Annotated in this window: 13 protein-coding genes; 11 read left to right on the top strand and 2 right to left on the bottom strand. The window is 68.7% G+C overall.

The window, feature by feature from the left end; all coding sequences use genetic code 11:
* Window positions 1-5: 5 nt before the first annotated feature.
* Together QOL79_RS16935 and QOL79_RS16930 are read right to left on the bottom strand one after the other, a co-directional pair.
* On the bottom strand, window positions 6-284 hold the full coding sequence (locus QOL79_RS16935) for a phosphopantetheine-binding protein (protein WP_283420236.1): 279 nt from the start codon (window positions 282-284) through the stop codon (window positions 6-8).
* Window positions 281-1243, bottom strand: coding sequence for a GNAT family N-acetyltransferase (locus QOL79_RS16930; RefSeq protein ID WP_283420235.1), 963 nt, complete (start codon window positions 1241-1243; stop codon window positions 281-283). The genes QOL79_RS16935 and QOL79_RS16930 overlap by 4 nt, the downstream gene beginning before the upstream one ends.
* A 74-nt stretch (window positions 1244-1317) precedes the next feature.
* Here QOL79_RS16930 and QOL79_RS16925 point away from each other — a divergent pair, with 74 nt between their 5' ends.
* From QOL79_RS16925 to xrtA, 11 genes are all read left to right on the top strand, one after another.
* Window positions 1318-2850 carry an acyl-CoA ligase (AMP-forming), exosortase A system-associated gene (locus tag QOL79_RS16925; protein ID WP_283420234.1) on the top strand — a complete coding sequence of 511 codons (1533 nt, stop codon included), beginning with the start codon at window positions 1318-1320 and terminating at the stop codon, window positions 2848-2850.
* A complete protein-coding gene (locus QOL79_RS16920; RefSeq protein WP_283420233.1) occupies window positions 2847-4076 on the top strand; it encodes a pyridoxal-dependent decarboxylase, exosortase A system-associated in 1230 nt (409 codons plus the stop codon). Before QOL79_RS16925 ends, QOL79_RS16920 begins: the two co-directional genes overlap by 4 nt.
* A 172-nt stretch (window positions 4077-4248) precedes the next feature.
* Complete coding sequence (locus tag QOL79_RS16915) at window positions 4249-4905, top strand: XrtA/PEP-CTERM system exopolysaccharide export protein (RefSeq protein ID WP_283420232.1); 657 nt, start codon at window positions 4249-4251, stop codon at window positions 4903-4905.
* Window positions 4906-4949: 44 nt separating this feature from the next.
* Window positions 4950-6491 (top strand): XrtA system polysaccharide chain length determinant, encoded by a 1542-nt coding sequence (locus tag QOL79_RS16910; protein WP_204991582.1) that lies wholly within the window; start codon window positions 4950-4952, stop codon window positions 6489-6491.
* 14 nt (window positions 6492-6505) lie between these two features.
* Window positions 6506-7531 carry an AAA family ATPase gene (locus tag QOL79_RS16905; RefSeq protein ID WP_283420231.1) on the top strand — a complete coding sequence of 342 codons (1026 nt, stop codon included), beginning with the start codon at window positions 6506-6508 and terminating at the stop codon, window positions 7529-7531.
* A complete protein-coding gene (locus tag QOL79_RS16900; RefSeq protein ID WP_283420270.1) occupies window positions 7531-9252 on the top strand; it encodes a hypothetical protein in 1722 nt (573 codons plus the stop codon). Before QOL79_RS16905 ends, QOL79_RS16900 begins: the two co-directional genes overlap by 1 nt.
* Before the next feature lie 13 nt (window positions 9253-9265).
* Entirely contained in the window at window positions 9266-10486 is a 1221-nt protein-coding gene (locus QOL79_RS16895; RefSeq protein WP_283420230.1) for an XrtA/PEP-CTERM system-associated ATPase, read from the top strand.
* A 45-nt stretch (window positions 10487-10531) separates the two neighbouring features.
* Window positions 10532-11392, top strand: a complete 861-nt coding sequence (locus QOL79_RS16890) for an XrtA system polysaccharide deacetylase (RefSeq protein WP_283420229.1) — start codon at window positions 10532-10534, stop codon at window positions 11390-11392.
* Window positions 11374-12438 carry a FemAB family XrtA/PEP-CTERM system-associated protein gene (locus QOL79_RS16885; RefSeq protein WP_283420228.1) on the top strand — a complete coding sequence of 355 codons (1065 nt, stop codon included), beginning with the start codon at window positions 11374-11376 and terminating at the stop codon, window positions 12436-12438. The genes QOL79_RS16890 and QOL79_RS16885 overlap by 19 nt, the downstream gene beginning before the upstream one ends.
* Window positions 12438-13643, top strand: a complete 1206-nt coding sequence (locus QOL79_RS16880) for a TIGR03087 family PEP-CTERM/XrtA system glycosyltransferase (RefSeq protein ID WP_283420227.1) — start codon at window positions 12438-12440, stop codon at window positions 13641-13643. Before QOL79_RS16885 ends, QOL79_RS16880 begins: the two co-directional genes overlap by 1 nt.
* Window positions 13640-15151 carry an exosortase A gene (gene xrtA, locus QOL79_RS16875; protein WP_283420226.1) on the top strand — a complete coding sequence of 504 codons (1512 nt, stop codon included), beginning with the start codon at window positions 13640-13642 and terminating at the stop codon, window positions 15149-15151. The genes QOL79_RS16880 and xrtA overlap by 4 nt, the downstream gene beginning before the upstream one ends.
* Window positions 15152-15163 lie beyond the last annotated feature (12 nt).

The raw sequence follows: 15163 nt of genomic DNA, 5'->3' as shown, positions 1-15163 counted from the left end.
CTGCCTCAACCGTTCACTTTGCACCGCGAAAAGGCGAGGAGATTGCCGTAGGTTTCGAAAATCTCGCCATCGATCTCGTCGTCGTCGATGATGATGCCGAGGCGGTCCTCCATCTCGGTCAGCACGGTCGCGACCGCCATCGAATCGAATTCGGGCAGCTCGCCGAACAGGCCGCTGGCGTCGGTCAGCGCCGCCGCCCGCTCTTCGCCGAGGCCGAGCACATCGGCGAGCAGCGCGCGAAGCGTGGCGTCGACGCCGGACGGTTCGAAGGTCGGTTCGGTCACGTATCTTTCCCCAGCATGGAACGCACAAAGGCTTTCGATGCCGGCCCCCATGCCGCGATGCGCGCCGGATTGAAAGCCTCGATCCGCCAAAGGGGCTCGTGCCGGTTCATCCAGTCGCGCTTGTAGGCGTCGTTTCCGGTGCCGAAATCGACGCGCTTCACGCCGTCGACCTCGATCACATGGCGGAAGAGCGCGGCCGAGAGCAGGGTGCCGGGCGACGCCTTCTGGCTGTCCTCGACATGCGCGAGCTTGTGGATGAAGGCGGTGCCGTCCTCGACCGTCCAGAACTGGGCGGCGACCGGCGCGCCGTCGATGCGGGCCAATCCCATCCGGAAGGTGCCGCGCGCGCTTTCGGCCTCGGCAAAGGCGCGCAGCAGCGCGGGATGGCCTTCTTCCGGTTTCCAGCTCGCGGCGTAAATCTCTTCATAGGCGGCCCAGCTTTCCGGATCGAAGCAGGTCAGCAACGCGATATCGACGATGCCCTTCTTCGCCTTGCGCTGGACGGTGCTGCGCAGCGCGCCGGGGCGGCTCGCCCACCAGCTGTCATGGTCCATATCGGAGAGGTCGAGCCAGTGGCGGTCACCCGCGGGGCGGGCGTCCACCCACCATCCGGCGGCGCGCAGCGCCGACTGGGTGGCGGTGCGATCACCGTCGCGAACGGGGTAGAGCGAAAGGCGCGCCGCCCGGTTGCGGATGTCGCGCAGAAGCGCGGTCAGAGCTACGCCCCGATCGCCGTCACCCTCGTAAAGCGGCCGGATCGCGAAGCTGTACCAGTTGGTCAGGCCCGCGAAATGACCCGATTTCTCGGCGCGCAGAGGAAGCCAGGCGGTGACGCCGCCGGCCGTCGCCTTTGCATCGTGCCGGCCCCCAGCGGCAAAGCCATGCGCCTCCAGCAGCGCGAACCATTCGGCACGGTCGAACGGCGATGCGCCATCCGCCGCGCGCGCTGCGGCGGGCAACGTCTTATCATTAGCGCGATCTTCACCGTTCCCTTGCATGCTGCGGCCCTCTATCAACTCTCTCCTAACAGCCGATGACCAAAGCCGAAAACCCACAGTCGTATCCGGTCGACCATCTCGCGCTTCGCGGCGCGGCGGATGCGCCTGCGCTGCTGACCGGCGACCGCGTGCTGAGCTTCGGCGAACTCGACGCGGGGGTCGGACGGCTCGCTTCCTGGCTGTTGGCCGAGGCCGGCGGTCCGGGCGAGCGCGTCGCGAGCTGGGGCGCGAAGTCGCGCGCGACCTGCCTGTTGCCGCTGGCGGCCGCACGCGCCGAGCTGATCCATGTGCCGGTCAACCCGCTGCTCAAGGGCGCGCAGGTCGCGCATATCCTGGCTGACAGCGGCGCGAAACTGCTCGTCACCAACCGATCGCGCGCCGACATGCTCGGCGACGGACTGCCCGATGATTGCGCGGTTCAGGATCTGAAGCTTGCCGAGGACGTCATCGATTCGGGCGGGGAGGGCCTGCCGCCGTCGATCGCCGAACCCGACGATCTGGCCGCGATCCTCTACACCAGCGGATCGACCGGACTGCCGAAGGGCGTGATGCTGAGCCATGCGAATCTGTGGCTGGGGGCCGAGAGCGTCGCGACCTATCTGAAGATCGTGCCCGGCGACCGCGTGCTGGCGGTGCTGCCGCTGAGTTTCGACTATGGTCAGAACCAGCTGTTTTCGAGCTGGTATGCGGGGGCTTCGGTGGCGCCGCTCGACTATCTGACCCCGCGCGATGTCGTGAAGGCGGTGGCGCGCCATGGCGTGACGACGCTGGCGGGGGTGCCGCCGCTCTGGGTGCAACTCGTCGAGAGCGACTGGCCTGCCGAGATCGCAGCGCTGCTCCGACGCCTGACCAACAGCGGCGGCGCGCTGACGCCCTCGCTGATCGACGCGATGCGCGCGACCTTTCCGAAGGCCGACATCTATCCGATGTACGGGCTGACCGAAGCCTTTCGTTCGACCTTCCTCGACCCCGCGCTCGTCGCGGCGCATCCGACCTCGATGGGCCGGGCGATTCCGCACGCTGAAATTCTGGTCTGCCGTCCCGACGGCAGCGTCGCGGCGGATGACGAGCCGGGCGAGCTTGTCCACGCCGGACCGCTGGTGGCGAAGGGCTATTGGCAGGACGAGGCGCGGACTGCCGAACGCTTCCGGCCGGCGCCTGCCGCGTCGCGATACGGCGGAACGGCGGTATGGTCCGGCGATACGGTACGGCGCGACAGCGATGGGTTGCTCACTTTCATCGGGCGCGACGATGCGATGATCAAGACCGCGGGCAATCGCGTCAGCCCGACCGAGGTCGAGGATGTCGCGGTGGCATCGGGCCTGATTTTCGAAGCCGTCGCGTTCGGCGTTCCCGATCCGCGGCTCGGCGCCGCGATCGTCCTGATCGTGCGCGGCAAAGACGGGCGCGAGAACGCGGCCGCGCTCTCGGCCTACCTCCGCCAGAACCTCCCCAATTTCATGCAGCCGCAGACGATCGAGTGGCGCGATGCGTTGCCGCGGAACCCCAACGGCAAGCTCGACCGCGTCGCGATCGCCGCCGACTGGGCGAAGGCGGTGGCGGCATGAAGCCCCACGGTCCGATCCCGCCCGGCTTTGCGGCCGACGCCGGGGGGATGCTGCTGATCGGTGGCGACCGCGCCGAGGCGCTCGCCGACGTCGCGGGCGACACCCCGCTCTTCGTCTATGACAGCGCGATGCTCGCCGCACGCGTCGCCGAATGGCGCGCCGCGATGCCGCCATCGGTCCAGCTTCACTATGCGATGAAGGCGAATCCCTATGCGCCGCTGCTCGCCTTCATGGCGCGGCTGGTCGATGGTTTCGACGTTGCGTCGGGGGGCGAACTCAAGGCCGCGCTCGCGAGCGGAATGGCGGCCGAGCACATCAGCTTCGCGGGGCCGGGAAAGCGCGACCGCGAACTCGAAGCCGCGATCGAGGCGGGCGCAACGCTCAACCTCGAATCCGCGGGCGAAGCCGAACGGGCGCTGTCGATCGCCGCGCGACTGGGCGTTGCGCCGCGGCTCGCGGTGCGCGTCAATCCCGACTTCGACCTCAAGGGATCGGGGATGAAGATGGGGGGCGGCGCCAAGCCCTTCGGGGTCGACGCCGACACCGTTCCCGCGCTCGTCCGCCACCTCATCGACGCCGGCGCCGACTGGCGGGGCTTTCATATTTTTACAGGATCGCAGGCACTTGATGCCAGTGCCATCGCCGAGACGCAGGCGCAGACCGTGGCGCTTGCCGGACGGCTGGCGGACGCGATCGGTGTCGCTCCGCCGCTTGTCAATCTCGGCGGCGGGATGGGCGTTCCCTATTTCCCCGGCGATGTGGCGGTCGACGTCGCGGCGGTCGGTGCCGCGCTCGGCGACACGCTTGCGACGCGCGACGCGGCGCTCGCGAACAGCCGGTTCGCGATGGAACTCGGGCGCTGGCTGGTGGCGGAGGCGGGCGTCTATCTGACGCGCGTGATCGACCGCAAGGCCAGCCATGGCGAGACCTTTCTCGTCACCGACGGCGGCCTCCACCACCAGCTCGCCGCGAGCGGCAATTTCGGCACCGTCATCCGCCGCAACTATCCGATAGGGGTAGCGAATCGCTTCGGCGCCGATCCCGAGGAGACCGTCTCGGTGGTCGGTTGCCTCTGCACCCCGCTCGACCGTCTGGGCGATCAGGTCGCGCTTCCGCGCGCGCAAGTCGGTGATCTGATTGTACTTTTCCTCGCCGGCGCTTATGGTGCGACGGCAAGTCCGGCGGGCTTTCTCGGTCAGGGACCGGCACGCGAAATGCTCGTATAGGGCCGTTTCTGTGCCGATACGGCACAGACTGTGGCAAACGCGGCTCGAACTTAGCGCAAGACTAACGGTATATTCACCCTTTCGAGCAATAGCGGAAGCTGACGCAATGGGTTTCTTTGCAGCCGTTTAGGGGCGGCAGAGGGCGCTCGGCCGCTCGAAAGGTGATTTGAATATGACGTCCTTCCCCTCGCTTTATGTCGCACGCCTTGCGCTGGTCGCGGGTATCGCCGCGACCGCCCTCGCGGGATGCATGGGCAGCACGGGGTCGGCGCCGCAGCTTCCCAGCGCCAATTTCGTCGCGAACCAGGAAGGGCCCGGCGAGGAATATATCATCGGGCCGCTCGACGAGCTGCAGATCTTCGTGTGGCGCAATCCCGAACTCGGCGGCAAGGTGCAGGTCCGCCCCGACGGCCGCATCACCACCCCGCTGATCACCGACATGCCCGCGGTCGGCAAGACGCCGACGATGCTGCAGCAGGATATCAAGCTGCAGCTCAGCCAATATATCACCGATCCGATCGTCAGCGTGATCGTCACCAGCTTCAACAGCACCTTCTCGCAGCAGGTGCGCGTCGTCGGCGCGACCGAGAAGCCGGCGTCGATCCCGTTCCGCGCCAACATGACCGTGCTCGACGCGATGATCGCGGTCGGCGGCCTCGGCGAATATGCGGCGGGCAACAAGGCGCGCCTCGTCCGCTATGACAAGGGTACCGGCAAGCAGGAGGAGTTCGGGCTCCGCCTCAACGACCTCATCAAGCGCGGCGACATCAAGGCGAACGTCCGCTTGCAACCGGGCGATGTGATCATCATCCCCGAAAGCATGTTCTGATCTTTGCCCCCACCGACATGATTGCCAAGGACTGACAGCGAGCGATGAACGGCCTATACGACGAAATCCGGGTGGCGGTGCACAGCGTCTGGACGCGCCGCTGGCTCGTGCTCGCGGTCGCCTGGGGCATCTGCATCCTCGGCTGGCTTGCGGTCGCGTCGATCCCCAACCGCTATGACAGCCGCGCGCGGCTGCTCGTCGAGGTCAACCAGATCCTGCCCGACGATGGCACCGGCGGCTCGTTCGGGGGCGGGCAGCAGATCGACCAGATCCGCGAGACGCTGACCAGCGCGCGCAACCTCGAAAAGGTTGCGGCGACGACCGGGCTGATCGGCGCCGATGCCGGCGAGCGCGACAAGGCGGGCGCGGTCGCGATGCTGCAGCAGAATATCAAGGTCGTGCCGCAGCAGCAGAATATCTTCGAGCTGACCTCTTCGGTCGGGATCGGCAGCCTGTCCGACGCCGACAATGCGAAGCTCGCGAGCGGAATACTCGACAGCCTGATCACCGTATTCCGCGACGATCAGTTGCGCGGTGGCCGCGTCAACACGCGCGAGGGCCTGAAATTCCTCGATTCGCAGATCGCCGACCGCGAAAAGGGCCTGCGCGAGATCGAGGCGCGTCGCGCCGCGTTCGAGGCGCAGAATATCGGCCTGATCCCGGGCGGCACCGGCTCGCCCGCGCAGCGCGTCGAGGCGGCGCGCGCCGAACTCGGCCAGATCGACAGCCAGCTCGTCTCGGCGCAGGCGCAGCTTGCAGCTGCGAACGGCCAGCTCGCATCGACCCCGCAGTCGGTCCCCGGCGCCGGCGGCGGCGTGGGCGGCAGCGTCGCGCGCCAGCAGCTTGCCGGGGCGCAGAACGAACTTTCCTCGATGCGCGCGCGCGGGCTCACCGATGCGCATCCCGACGTCATCGCGCTGAAGAGCCAGATCGCGTCGCTGAAGGCCATCGCCGACCGCGAAGGCAGCGGCGGTGGCGGCGGCGGGATGCAGAATCCCGCCTATGCCTCGCTCGCCGCGATGCGCGCCGAGCGCCAGGCGACGGTCAGCGCGCTGACCGCGCGCAAGTCGCAGCTGATGGGCGACATCGCGCGCATCACCTCGCAGCAGATCCAGAACCCCGGCGTCGCCGCCGAATATGACCGGATCAACGGCGAATATACCGCGACCAAGGCGCAATATGACAAGCTGCTCGCCCAGCGCGAGCAGGTGCGGCTGCGCGGCGATGCGCAGACCGAAACCGACGCGATCAAGATCGAACTGCTCGATCCGCCGTCGAAGCCGACCAGCCCCGCGGCGCCGAACCGGCCGCTGTTCCTGACGCTGGTGCTGCTGGCGGGGATCGGTGGCGGTATCGGCGCGGCCTTCGGCCTCGCGCAGGTCCGCCCGAGCTATGCCACCGCCGCGAAGCTCGAGCGCGCGAGCGGGCTGCCGGTGATCGGGTCGATTACCGAGGTGGTGACGCCCGACCGCCATGTCGAACGCCGGAAAAAGCTGGTGTGGCTCGCCAGCGGAGCGGGGGCGCTCGTCGGCCTCTACGCGCTGCTGCTGATCGCCGAATTCGTCCAGCGCGGCATGGTCGCGTGAGCGGGGAAGAGGACATGAACGACCAACGCCCCGTCAAGCGCCAGCCCTCGCTGCTCGAACGCGCCGCCGACATGTTCGGCCTCGATCCCGCGAAGAATGCGTCGACGATCGACGTGTCGAAGCTGCCGCCCGAGCCCGAGAAGCGCGCGCGCAAGGCGAAGGCCGAACCCGTCGCCGAAATATTGCCGCCGGACGTCGCGCCCGAACCCGCAATCGACGTGACGCCCGCTGTCGAGCCGGCGTCCGCCAAGCCCTCGCCGCGCAAACATGTCGCGAAGGCGGCGCCCGCGATCGAGCCCGCGCGCCACGGCCGCATCGACCGCGACCGGCTTGCCGCGCGCGGCATGGTCGTGCCCGGCGCCCCGGTGACCGGCATCGCCGAGGAATATCGCATCGTGAAGCGCGAGATCATCCGCAATTTCGCGGGGACCGCGAACCGCCCGGTCGTGCCGCGCGGCCACCGTGTGCTGATTGCCTCGGCGAACCCCGGCGAGGGCAAGACCTTCACCGCGGTCAACCTCGCGCTCAGCCTCGCGGTCGAGGCCGACCACGACGTGCTGCTGATCGACGCCGATATCGCGAAGCCGAGTGTGCTCGACGCGCTTGGCCTCGAAAATGGTCCGGGGCTGATGGACGCGCTCGCCGATCCGCATCTGCCGCTCGCCGACTGCCTGATCCAGACCGACATTCCGGGGCTGAAGGTCATGCCCGCGGGTACGCAGCATATGCACGATACCGAACTGCTCGCCTCGGCGCGGACCGAAGCGCTGCTCGCGCAGCTCGAACAGGGAGCGCCGGGCCGGATCGTCATCCTCGATTCGCCGCCGGTCCTAGCAGCGTCACCCGCGGCGGTGCTCGCCGGGCATGTCGGCCAGCTCATCATGGTCGTGCGCGCCGACCAGACGATGGAAAGCGCGCTGCGCGACGCGATCGGCCTGATGGGGGCGTGCCCGCACATCCAGCTCCTGCTCAACGGCGTGAAATTCTCGCCGGGCGGCCGCCGCTTCGGCACCTATTACGGCCAGGGAGGCGGTGCGTGATGTCTCCCCGTTTCACCCTGCGCACCGGGGCGGCGCTTGCCGCGCTGCTGCTCGCGGGAACCGCGACGAGCGCCGAGGCGCAATTCTCCGGCGATCCCGGCGCCGCGTCCGGCGATCCGGGCGCGAGCAGCGCGCCTTCGGCGTCCGAAACCGGCCGCAAGGCGAAGCGCGGCGAACGCAAGAAGCGCCAGCGGCAGGTCGACTTCAGCCCCTATCTCGAAGTCGATCAGGTGCTGACCGCCGACCTGAAGGGCGGCGACGGCGATGTCCTGACCTACACGACCGTCGCGGTCGGGGTCGACGCGGCGATCGTGACGCGCCGCGCCGAACTCGCGGGGACGATCCGCTACGAACATCGCTTCGGCGAAAGCGGCGGGCTCAGCGACGCCGATATCTTGAGCGGCCTCGTCCGCGGCCGGCTCGAAGCCGCGCAGGGGCTGAATCTGGAGGCCGGGGCGCTCGCGACGCGCGCTCGCGCCGACGGGCAGGGCGCCGACGGCGGCTTCTTCATCGGGGGCGGGACCAATGTCGCCGACCTCTATTCCTTCTACGCCGGGCCGACCTTCGCGCGGCGCATCGGCAATCTCGACGTCGGCGCCGGCTATCGCTTCGGCTACACCAAGGTCGAGGTCGACAATCCCGCGGTGCTCGCGCCCGGCGTCCAGCCGCGCGATGTCTTCGACCATTCGACCAACCATGTGGCGTGGGGCAGCATCGGCCAGCGGCCGGGCGACCTGCCGTTCGGCTGGCAGCTTTCGGGCGGCTGGGAACGCGAGGATGCGAGCCAGCTCGACCAGCGTTTCGACGGCAAATATGCGCGCGCCGACATCACGGTGCCGATCTCGCCGACCGTCGCGCTGCTCGGCGGCGTCGGTTACGAGGATGTCGAGATCGGCCAGCGCGACCCGGTGGTCGATGCGAACGGCGTGCCGGTGCTCGACGCGAACGGCCGCTATGTCACCGACACATCGAGCCCGCGCCAGCTGTCGTTCGACGTCGACGGGCTGATCTGGGATGCGGGCGTGATGTGGCAGCCGAGCCGCCGCACCTCGCTGACCGCGCGCGTCGGCCGCCGCTATGGCGATACGGTCTATACCGGCGGCTTCGCCTATCGCCCCGACCATGCGACCCTGGTCCAGGTCGGCGTCTATGACGGGCTGTCGAGCTTCGGCCGCGGGCTTTCGACGGGCCTTGCGGCGCTGCCGACGCAGTTCGACCCGACGCGCAACCCGGTGAGCGGCGAGGTCAACACCTGCGTCTTCGGCGAACAGACCGGCGGCTGCCTCAACAACCAGCTCGGCAATGCCGGCACCTTCCAGTATCGCAACCGCGGCGTGCAGGCGATCCTGAGTTCGAGCTACGGCCGCTGGAGCTATGGCGTCGGGGTCGGTTACGACCGCCGCCGCCTGCTCGTTCCGGCGGCGTCACCGCTCGCCTATCTCGATGGGACGAAGGACGAGAGCTATTATCTCTTCCTGACCGCGGGGCGCCAGCTCGATGTCGATTCGGATCTCAGCATTGCGGGCTATCTGAACTATTACGACAATGGCGCGCCGGGTGCGGGCGATGTCCAGTCGGCGGGAATTTCGGCAGCCTATTCGCGGCGCATCTGGCGTTCGCTGACGGGCAGCGCGGCGGCGGCGCTGAGCGCGTTCGACCAGGATGGCTTCAACAGCCGCCTGATCGGTTCGGCGCTGGTCGGCCTGCGGTACAATTTCTGATCGGGGAATTTCGATGTACGATCAATATTATGGTTTCACCGGTCGGCCCTTCCAGCTGACGCCCGATCCGGCTTTCTATTTCGAGAGCGGCACGCACCGCAAGGCGATGTCCTATCTCGGCTACGGCCTCGCGCAGGGCGAGGGGTTCATCGTCATCACCGGCGACGTCGGCGCCGGCAAGACGACGCTCGTCGGCCATTTGATGAACACGATCGATCCCAACCGCCTGACCGCGGTCAAGCTGGTGTCGACGCAGGTCGAGGGCGACGATCTGCTCCGCCTCGTCGCCGAACAGTTCGGCATCGAGTGGGAAGAGCAGAGCAAGGCGGAGCTTCTCCGCTCGATCGAGCAATATCTGCGCGAACAGGCGCGCGCCGGCCGCCGCACCTTGCTGATCGTCGACGAGGGGCAGAATCTTGCGATCTCGGCGCTCGAAGAGCTGCGCATGCTCTCGAACTTCCAGCTCGGCGACCATTCGCTGCTGCAGATCTTCCTGCTCGGCCAGCCCGAATTCCGCCAGACCCTGTTCCATACGCCCGCGCTCGAGCAGCTTCGCCAGCGGGTGATCGCGACGCACCACCTCGACCCGATGGAGCCCGAGGAGGTCGAACCCTATATCCTCCACCGCCTCAAGAAGGTCGGCTGGAGGGGCAATCCGAGCTTCGCGCCCGAGGCGTTCGAACTGATCTACGACTATAGCGACGGCGTGCCGCGCAAATTGAACGTGCTGGTGAGCCGCCTGCTGCTGTTCGGCGCGGTCGAGGAACTGCACCGCATTTCGGCGCAGCATGTCCGCAACGTGATCGGCGAGATCGAGGCCGACCGCGGGATCGACGAAGCAAGCCTCGCCCCGCTGCCGGTGGAGGAGGTTGTCGCGCACGCGGCCGCTGCCGCCGAGCCGCCGCAGGCGTGGTCCGACGCCGCGAACGACGGCCGCCCGCCCTTTGCCGCGCCCGCCGATTTCGCCGCCGCGCGGACGCTCGTCGCCGATCAGGCCGGGACGCCCGCCGCGGCCGACGACGTGACCGAGCTTGTTTCCGAACCCGTCGCTCAGGCCCCGGCCGCGCATGATGCGCAGATCGCTGCGTTGCAAAGCCAGATCGCCAGCCTCGAGGCGCGGCTCGTGGAGCAGGATGCGGCGCTGCGCCGCGTGCTCGACCTGCTCATCGAATGGGTCGAGCGCGATCCCGAAAATTCGCCCAACCCCACGAAGTCCGAAGTCTGGGCGGCGTGACGTTCCGTGCGTCATTCGCTAAGGGACTGATGAAGGTGAGGGACAATGCAGAACGGCCTGTCGGTCGATGTCGAGGACTGGTTCCAGGTCGGCGCCTTTGAGCGCACGATCGACCGTGCCGACTGGCCGACGCTCGAATGCCGGGTCGAGGCGAATTGCGATGCGGTGCTGCAGATTTTCGCCGAGGCGGGCGCGAAGGGCACTTTCTTCACGCTCGGCTGGGTCGCCGAACGCTATCCGGCGCTGATCCGGCGCATCGTCGCGGCGGGGCATGAACTTGCCAGCCACGGCTATGATCACAAGCGCGTCTTCTCGATGACGGCCGACGATTTCGCCGCCGACCTCACAAAGACGCGGGCGATCCTCGAAGATCTCGGCGGGGTCGCGATCCGCGGCTATCGCGCGCCGAGCTTCTCGGTCGATACGCGCACGCCGTGGGCGCATGCCGTGCTCGCCGAACAGGGCTATGCCTATTCGTCGAGCGTCGCACCCGTCGTCCACGACCATTATGGCTGGCCGCAGAGCCCGCGCCACGCCTGGCGCCCGCTCCCCGACAGCGAGCTTGTCGAATGGCCGGTGACGACCGCGCGCTTTGCCGGGCGCACGCTGGCGGCGGGTGGCGGCGGCTTCATGCGCCTGCTCCCCTATGGCTTCACGCGCTGGGCGATCGAGCGGATGAACGCCGAGGGGCATCCCGCGATCCTCTATTTCCACCCGTGGGAGATCGATCCCGGCCAGCCGCGCGTCGCCGATGCGCCGGTCAAGTCGAAGATCCGGCACTATACGGGTCTTTCCGGGATGGCCGGCAAGCTCAAGAAACTGCTCGCCGATTTCGAATGGACCCGCGCCGACGCGCTACTCCTCGCGCAGCAGGAGCGCGCGCAGCCGTGGCGCGCCGCCGCGTGAACGCGCCGATTCAGCCCCCGGTGCCGCTGACCGATGCCGACGCGTGGGACGCCTATGTCGCCGCGCATCCAGAGGCGACGCCCTTCCACAGCCGCGCGTGGTGCGAGGCGATCACGCGCGCGACCGGACACGTCTGCCACCTTCTGACCGCGCGCGGCGCCGACGGCGCGCTCACCGGAATCGTGCCGCTCCATCATGTCCGCTCGCCGCTCTTCGGGCAGGCGCTCGTCGGCAGCGGCTTTGCGGTCGACGGCGGTATATTGGCGGACAACGACGCGGTCGCCGCAACGCTCGCGCAGGGCGCGGCCGACATGGCGAAATCGCTCGGCGTTCCCTCGGTGGAGCTGCGCGGCGGGGCGCTTCCCGACGCTGACGGGTGGCACCGCGAGGAGGGTGTCTATGCCGGCTTCGTCCGCAACCTCGCCGCCGATGACGACGCCGAACTGCTCGCCGTTCCGCGCAAGCAGCGCGCCGAGGTGCGCAAGGCGCTCGAAAGCGAGCTGACGGTCACGACCGGCACCGATGCAGCCGAACGGCGCGACCATTATCGCATCTATGCGACGAGCGTCCGCAACCTTGGCACGCCGGTGTTCCCGAAGGCGCTGTTCGACGCGGTGCTCGACGCGTTCGGTGCGGACGCCGACATCCTGACGGTGCGTGCCAATGGCGCGCCGGTCGCGAGCGTGCTCAGCCTCTATTGGCGCGGTACGGTGATGCCCTATTGGGGGGGCGGCACCGCCGACGCGCGCAGGCTGCGCGCCAACGAGCTCATGTATTTCGCGCTGATGCGCCATGCGCGGGCGAAGGGTTGCACGCGCTTCGATTTCGGCCGCTCGAAACTCGGCACCGGGCCCTTCGCGTACAAGAAGAATTGGGGCTTCGAGCCCGAGCCGCTCGTCTATGCGCGCTGGCTCGCGCCCGGCGAGCGCCCGCGCGACACCAACCCGAACAGCGCCAAATACAGGCTACAGGTCGACCTCTGGAAGAAACTGCCGCTATGGGCGGCGAACCGCATCGGGCCGCTGATCGCGCGCGGGCTCGGGTAATGGCCGAGATCCTGTTTCTGGTCCACCGCGCGCCCTGGCCCCCCGACCGCGGCGACCGCATCCGCAGCTGGCATATGTTCGAGGCGCTGGCGAAGCTCGCGCCCGTCCATGTCGCTGCGCTCGCCGACACGGCCGAGGATGCCGCCGTCGCCGAGGCGAAACTCGCGCCGCTTTGCAGGAGCCTGTGCATCGAGGTGCGCGGTGTTTCGCGCCCCGTCGCGCTCGCGTCCGCGGTCCTGCGCGGCGAACCGGTGTCGAACCGCCTGTTTCGCAGCGCCGCGCTTGCCGAGCATGTCGGCGCGCTGCTCGCGATCGGCAAGGTGAGCCATATCGTCGCCTTTTCGGGGCAGATGGCGCAATATCTGCCCGCCGGGTTCGCGGGGCCGGTCGTCATGGATTTCGTCGACGTCGATTCGGCGAAGTTCGCCACTTATGCCGAGCAGGACAAACGCCAGCCGCTCCACTGGGTCCACGCGCGCGAGGCGCGGAGGCTCGGCGCCTTCGAAGACAAGGTCGCGCGCGCGGTCGATGCGAGCCTTTTCGTCAGCGAAGCCGAGGCGGCGCTGTTCCGCGCGCGCAGCGGGCTCGGCGCCGACACGGTGCATGCCGTCGGGAACGGCATCGACACCGGCCATTTCGATCCCGCGCTGTCGTTTGACCGCGTGGGCGAGGGCGACGGCCCGCTCGCGGTCTTCACCGGCCAGATGGACTATCGGCCGAACATCGACGCGGTGCGCTGGTTCGCGTCGGATATCCTGCCGCACATCCGCCAGCATCACGCGCAAGCGCGCTTCGCGATCGTCGGCCGCGCGCCGGCCGAAGAGGTGCGCGCGCTCGAAACGCTGCCCGGCGTGATCGTCACCGGCGAGGTGCCCGACGTCCGGCCGTGGCTCGCCGCCGCCGATGCGGTGGTCGCGCCGCTCCTCCTCGCGCGCGGGGTGCAGAACAAGCTGCTCGAGGCGATGGCGATGGCGCGGCCCGTGGTCGCGAGCGCGGCCGCCGCGACCGGGATCGACGCTGCGCCGGGCGAGCATCTGCTCGTCGCCGACGGTGCCGGTGCGATGGCCGACGCCGTCGTTCGCCTGTTCGACGACCCCGCCGCCGCCGCCGCGATGGGAAGGGCGGCGCGGGCGCAGATGATCGCGCGCTATGGCTGGGATGCGCAGCTCGCGCCGCTCGCGCGCCTGCTCGGGCTCGCGGCATGACGGCGCACACCATCGCCCGCCCGCGGGACTGGACGCGCTGGCAGCGGCACCTTGCCGCACTCGCGGGCGTGGCGGCGGCGATGCTCGCGGTCTTCCACCGCGACGCCGCCGATATGGCCGGCATCTGGTGGCACAGTTCGACCTTCACCCACTGCCTGCTGATGGTGCCGATGATCGGCTGGCTGGTGTCGCAGCGCACCGCGCTGCTGCGCCCGCTGACGCCCGCTTTCTGGTGGCCCGCGCTGGTCTGGATCGCGGGCGCGGGGCTGGTGTGGCTCGTCGGCGAGGCGGCGGGGGTCGGGCTGTTCCGGCAACTCGGCCTCGTGCTGATGCTGCAGGGCGCCGTGGCCGCGACATTGGGTGAGAAGCTGGTGCGCGGGCTGCTGTTTCCGCTCGCTTACGCACTGCTCCTCGTGCCGTTCGGCGAGGAGCTGGTGCCGCTGCTCCAGACGCTCACCGCGAAAATCTCGCTTGCGCTGCTGCATCTGTCGGGCCTTTCGGCCGAGATCGAGGGCGTGTTCATCACCACCCGCGCAGGCTTTTTCGAGGTGGCCGAGGCCTGTTCGGGGGTCAATTTCCTGATCGCGATGCTCGCCTATTCGGTGTTCGCCGCGCACCTCTGTTTCAAAAGCTGGACGCGGCGTATCATCTTCGTCGGCCTCGCGCTGGCCACGACGATCCTAGCCAACGCGCTGCGCGCTTATGGCACGATGGTCGCGGCCGAAATCTGGGGGATCGAGGCGGCGGGCGGGATCGATCATGTCTTTTATGGCTGGATCTTCTTCGGCCTGGTCATTTTGGTCGTGATGCTTGTTGCCCGCCGCTGGTTCGACCGGCCCGCGAACGATGTCGCGGTCGATGTGAGCGGGCTCGAAGGCGTGCTTCGCCGCGCCGGCAATGCTGCGGCTGTGCTGTGCGGGGCGATTGCCATTCCGTTGCTCTTCGTCGGCTGGGCGACGCTCGTCGGCGGGCGCACGGCAGAGTTGCCCGCAACGATTGCGGTCGCGACCCCGGCCGGATGGACCGCAGCCGCGCCCGAGCCTGTCGTCTGGGAGCCTCGCTTCGACGGCGCCGACCGGCGGGTCGTCGGCCATTTCGCCGATCGACAAGGCAACCGCGTCACGGTCGCGATCGGCGGCTATGAACGGCAGGGCGAAGGGCGCGAAGTCGTCGCCTTCGGGCAGGGCGCGATCGATCCCGACGGCAAATGGGCATGGAGCGCCGCGCTCCCCGCGGTCGACGGCGGCAAGACCGAACGCCTGCTCCACCCCGGCCCGCTGCTGCGCGATGCCTCTAGCTGGTATGTCGTGGGCGGCACTGCGACGGGCAGCGCGCGGACCGCAAAACTGGCCGGGCTGAAGGCGCGCCTGTTCGGCGGTGACCCCCGCGCGCTGTCGCTGATCGTCTCGGCCGAAGCGGCGCACGGCGGCCGCGATGCGATCGCCGCTTTCGTTTCCGCGTCGGGTGGAGCGCAGGCAATGGCTGACCGCGCGCTCGAAACGCGTTAAGACCGCTTTCTA

The sequence above is a fragment of the Sphingopyxis sp. Geo48 genome (assembly GCF_949769155.1).
GTDB lineage: Bacteria > Pseudomonadota > Alphaproteobacteria > Sphingomonadales > Sphingomonadaceae > Sphingopyxis.
This window is presented reverse-complemented; position numbering and strand designations above follow the sequence as displayed.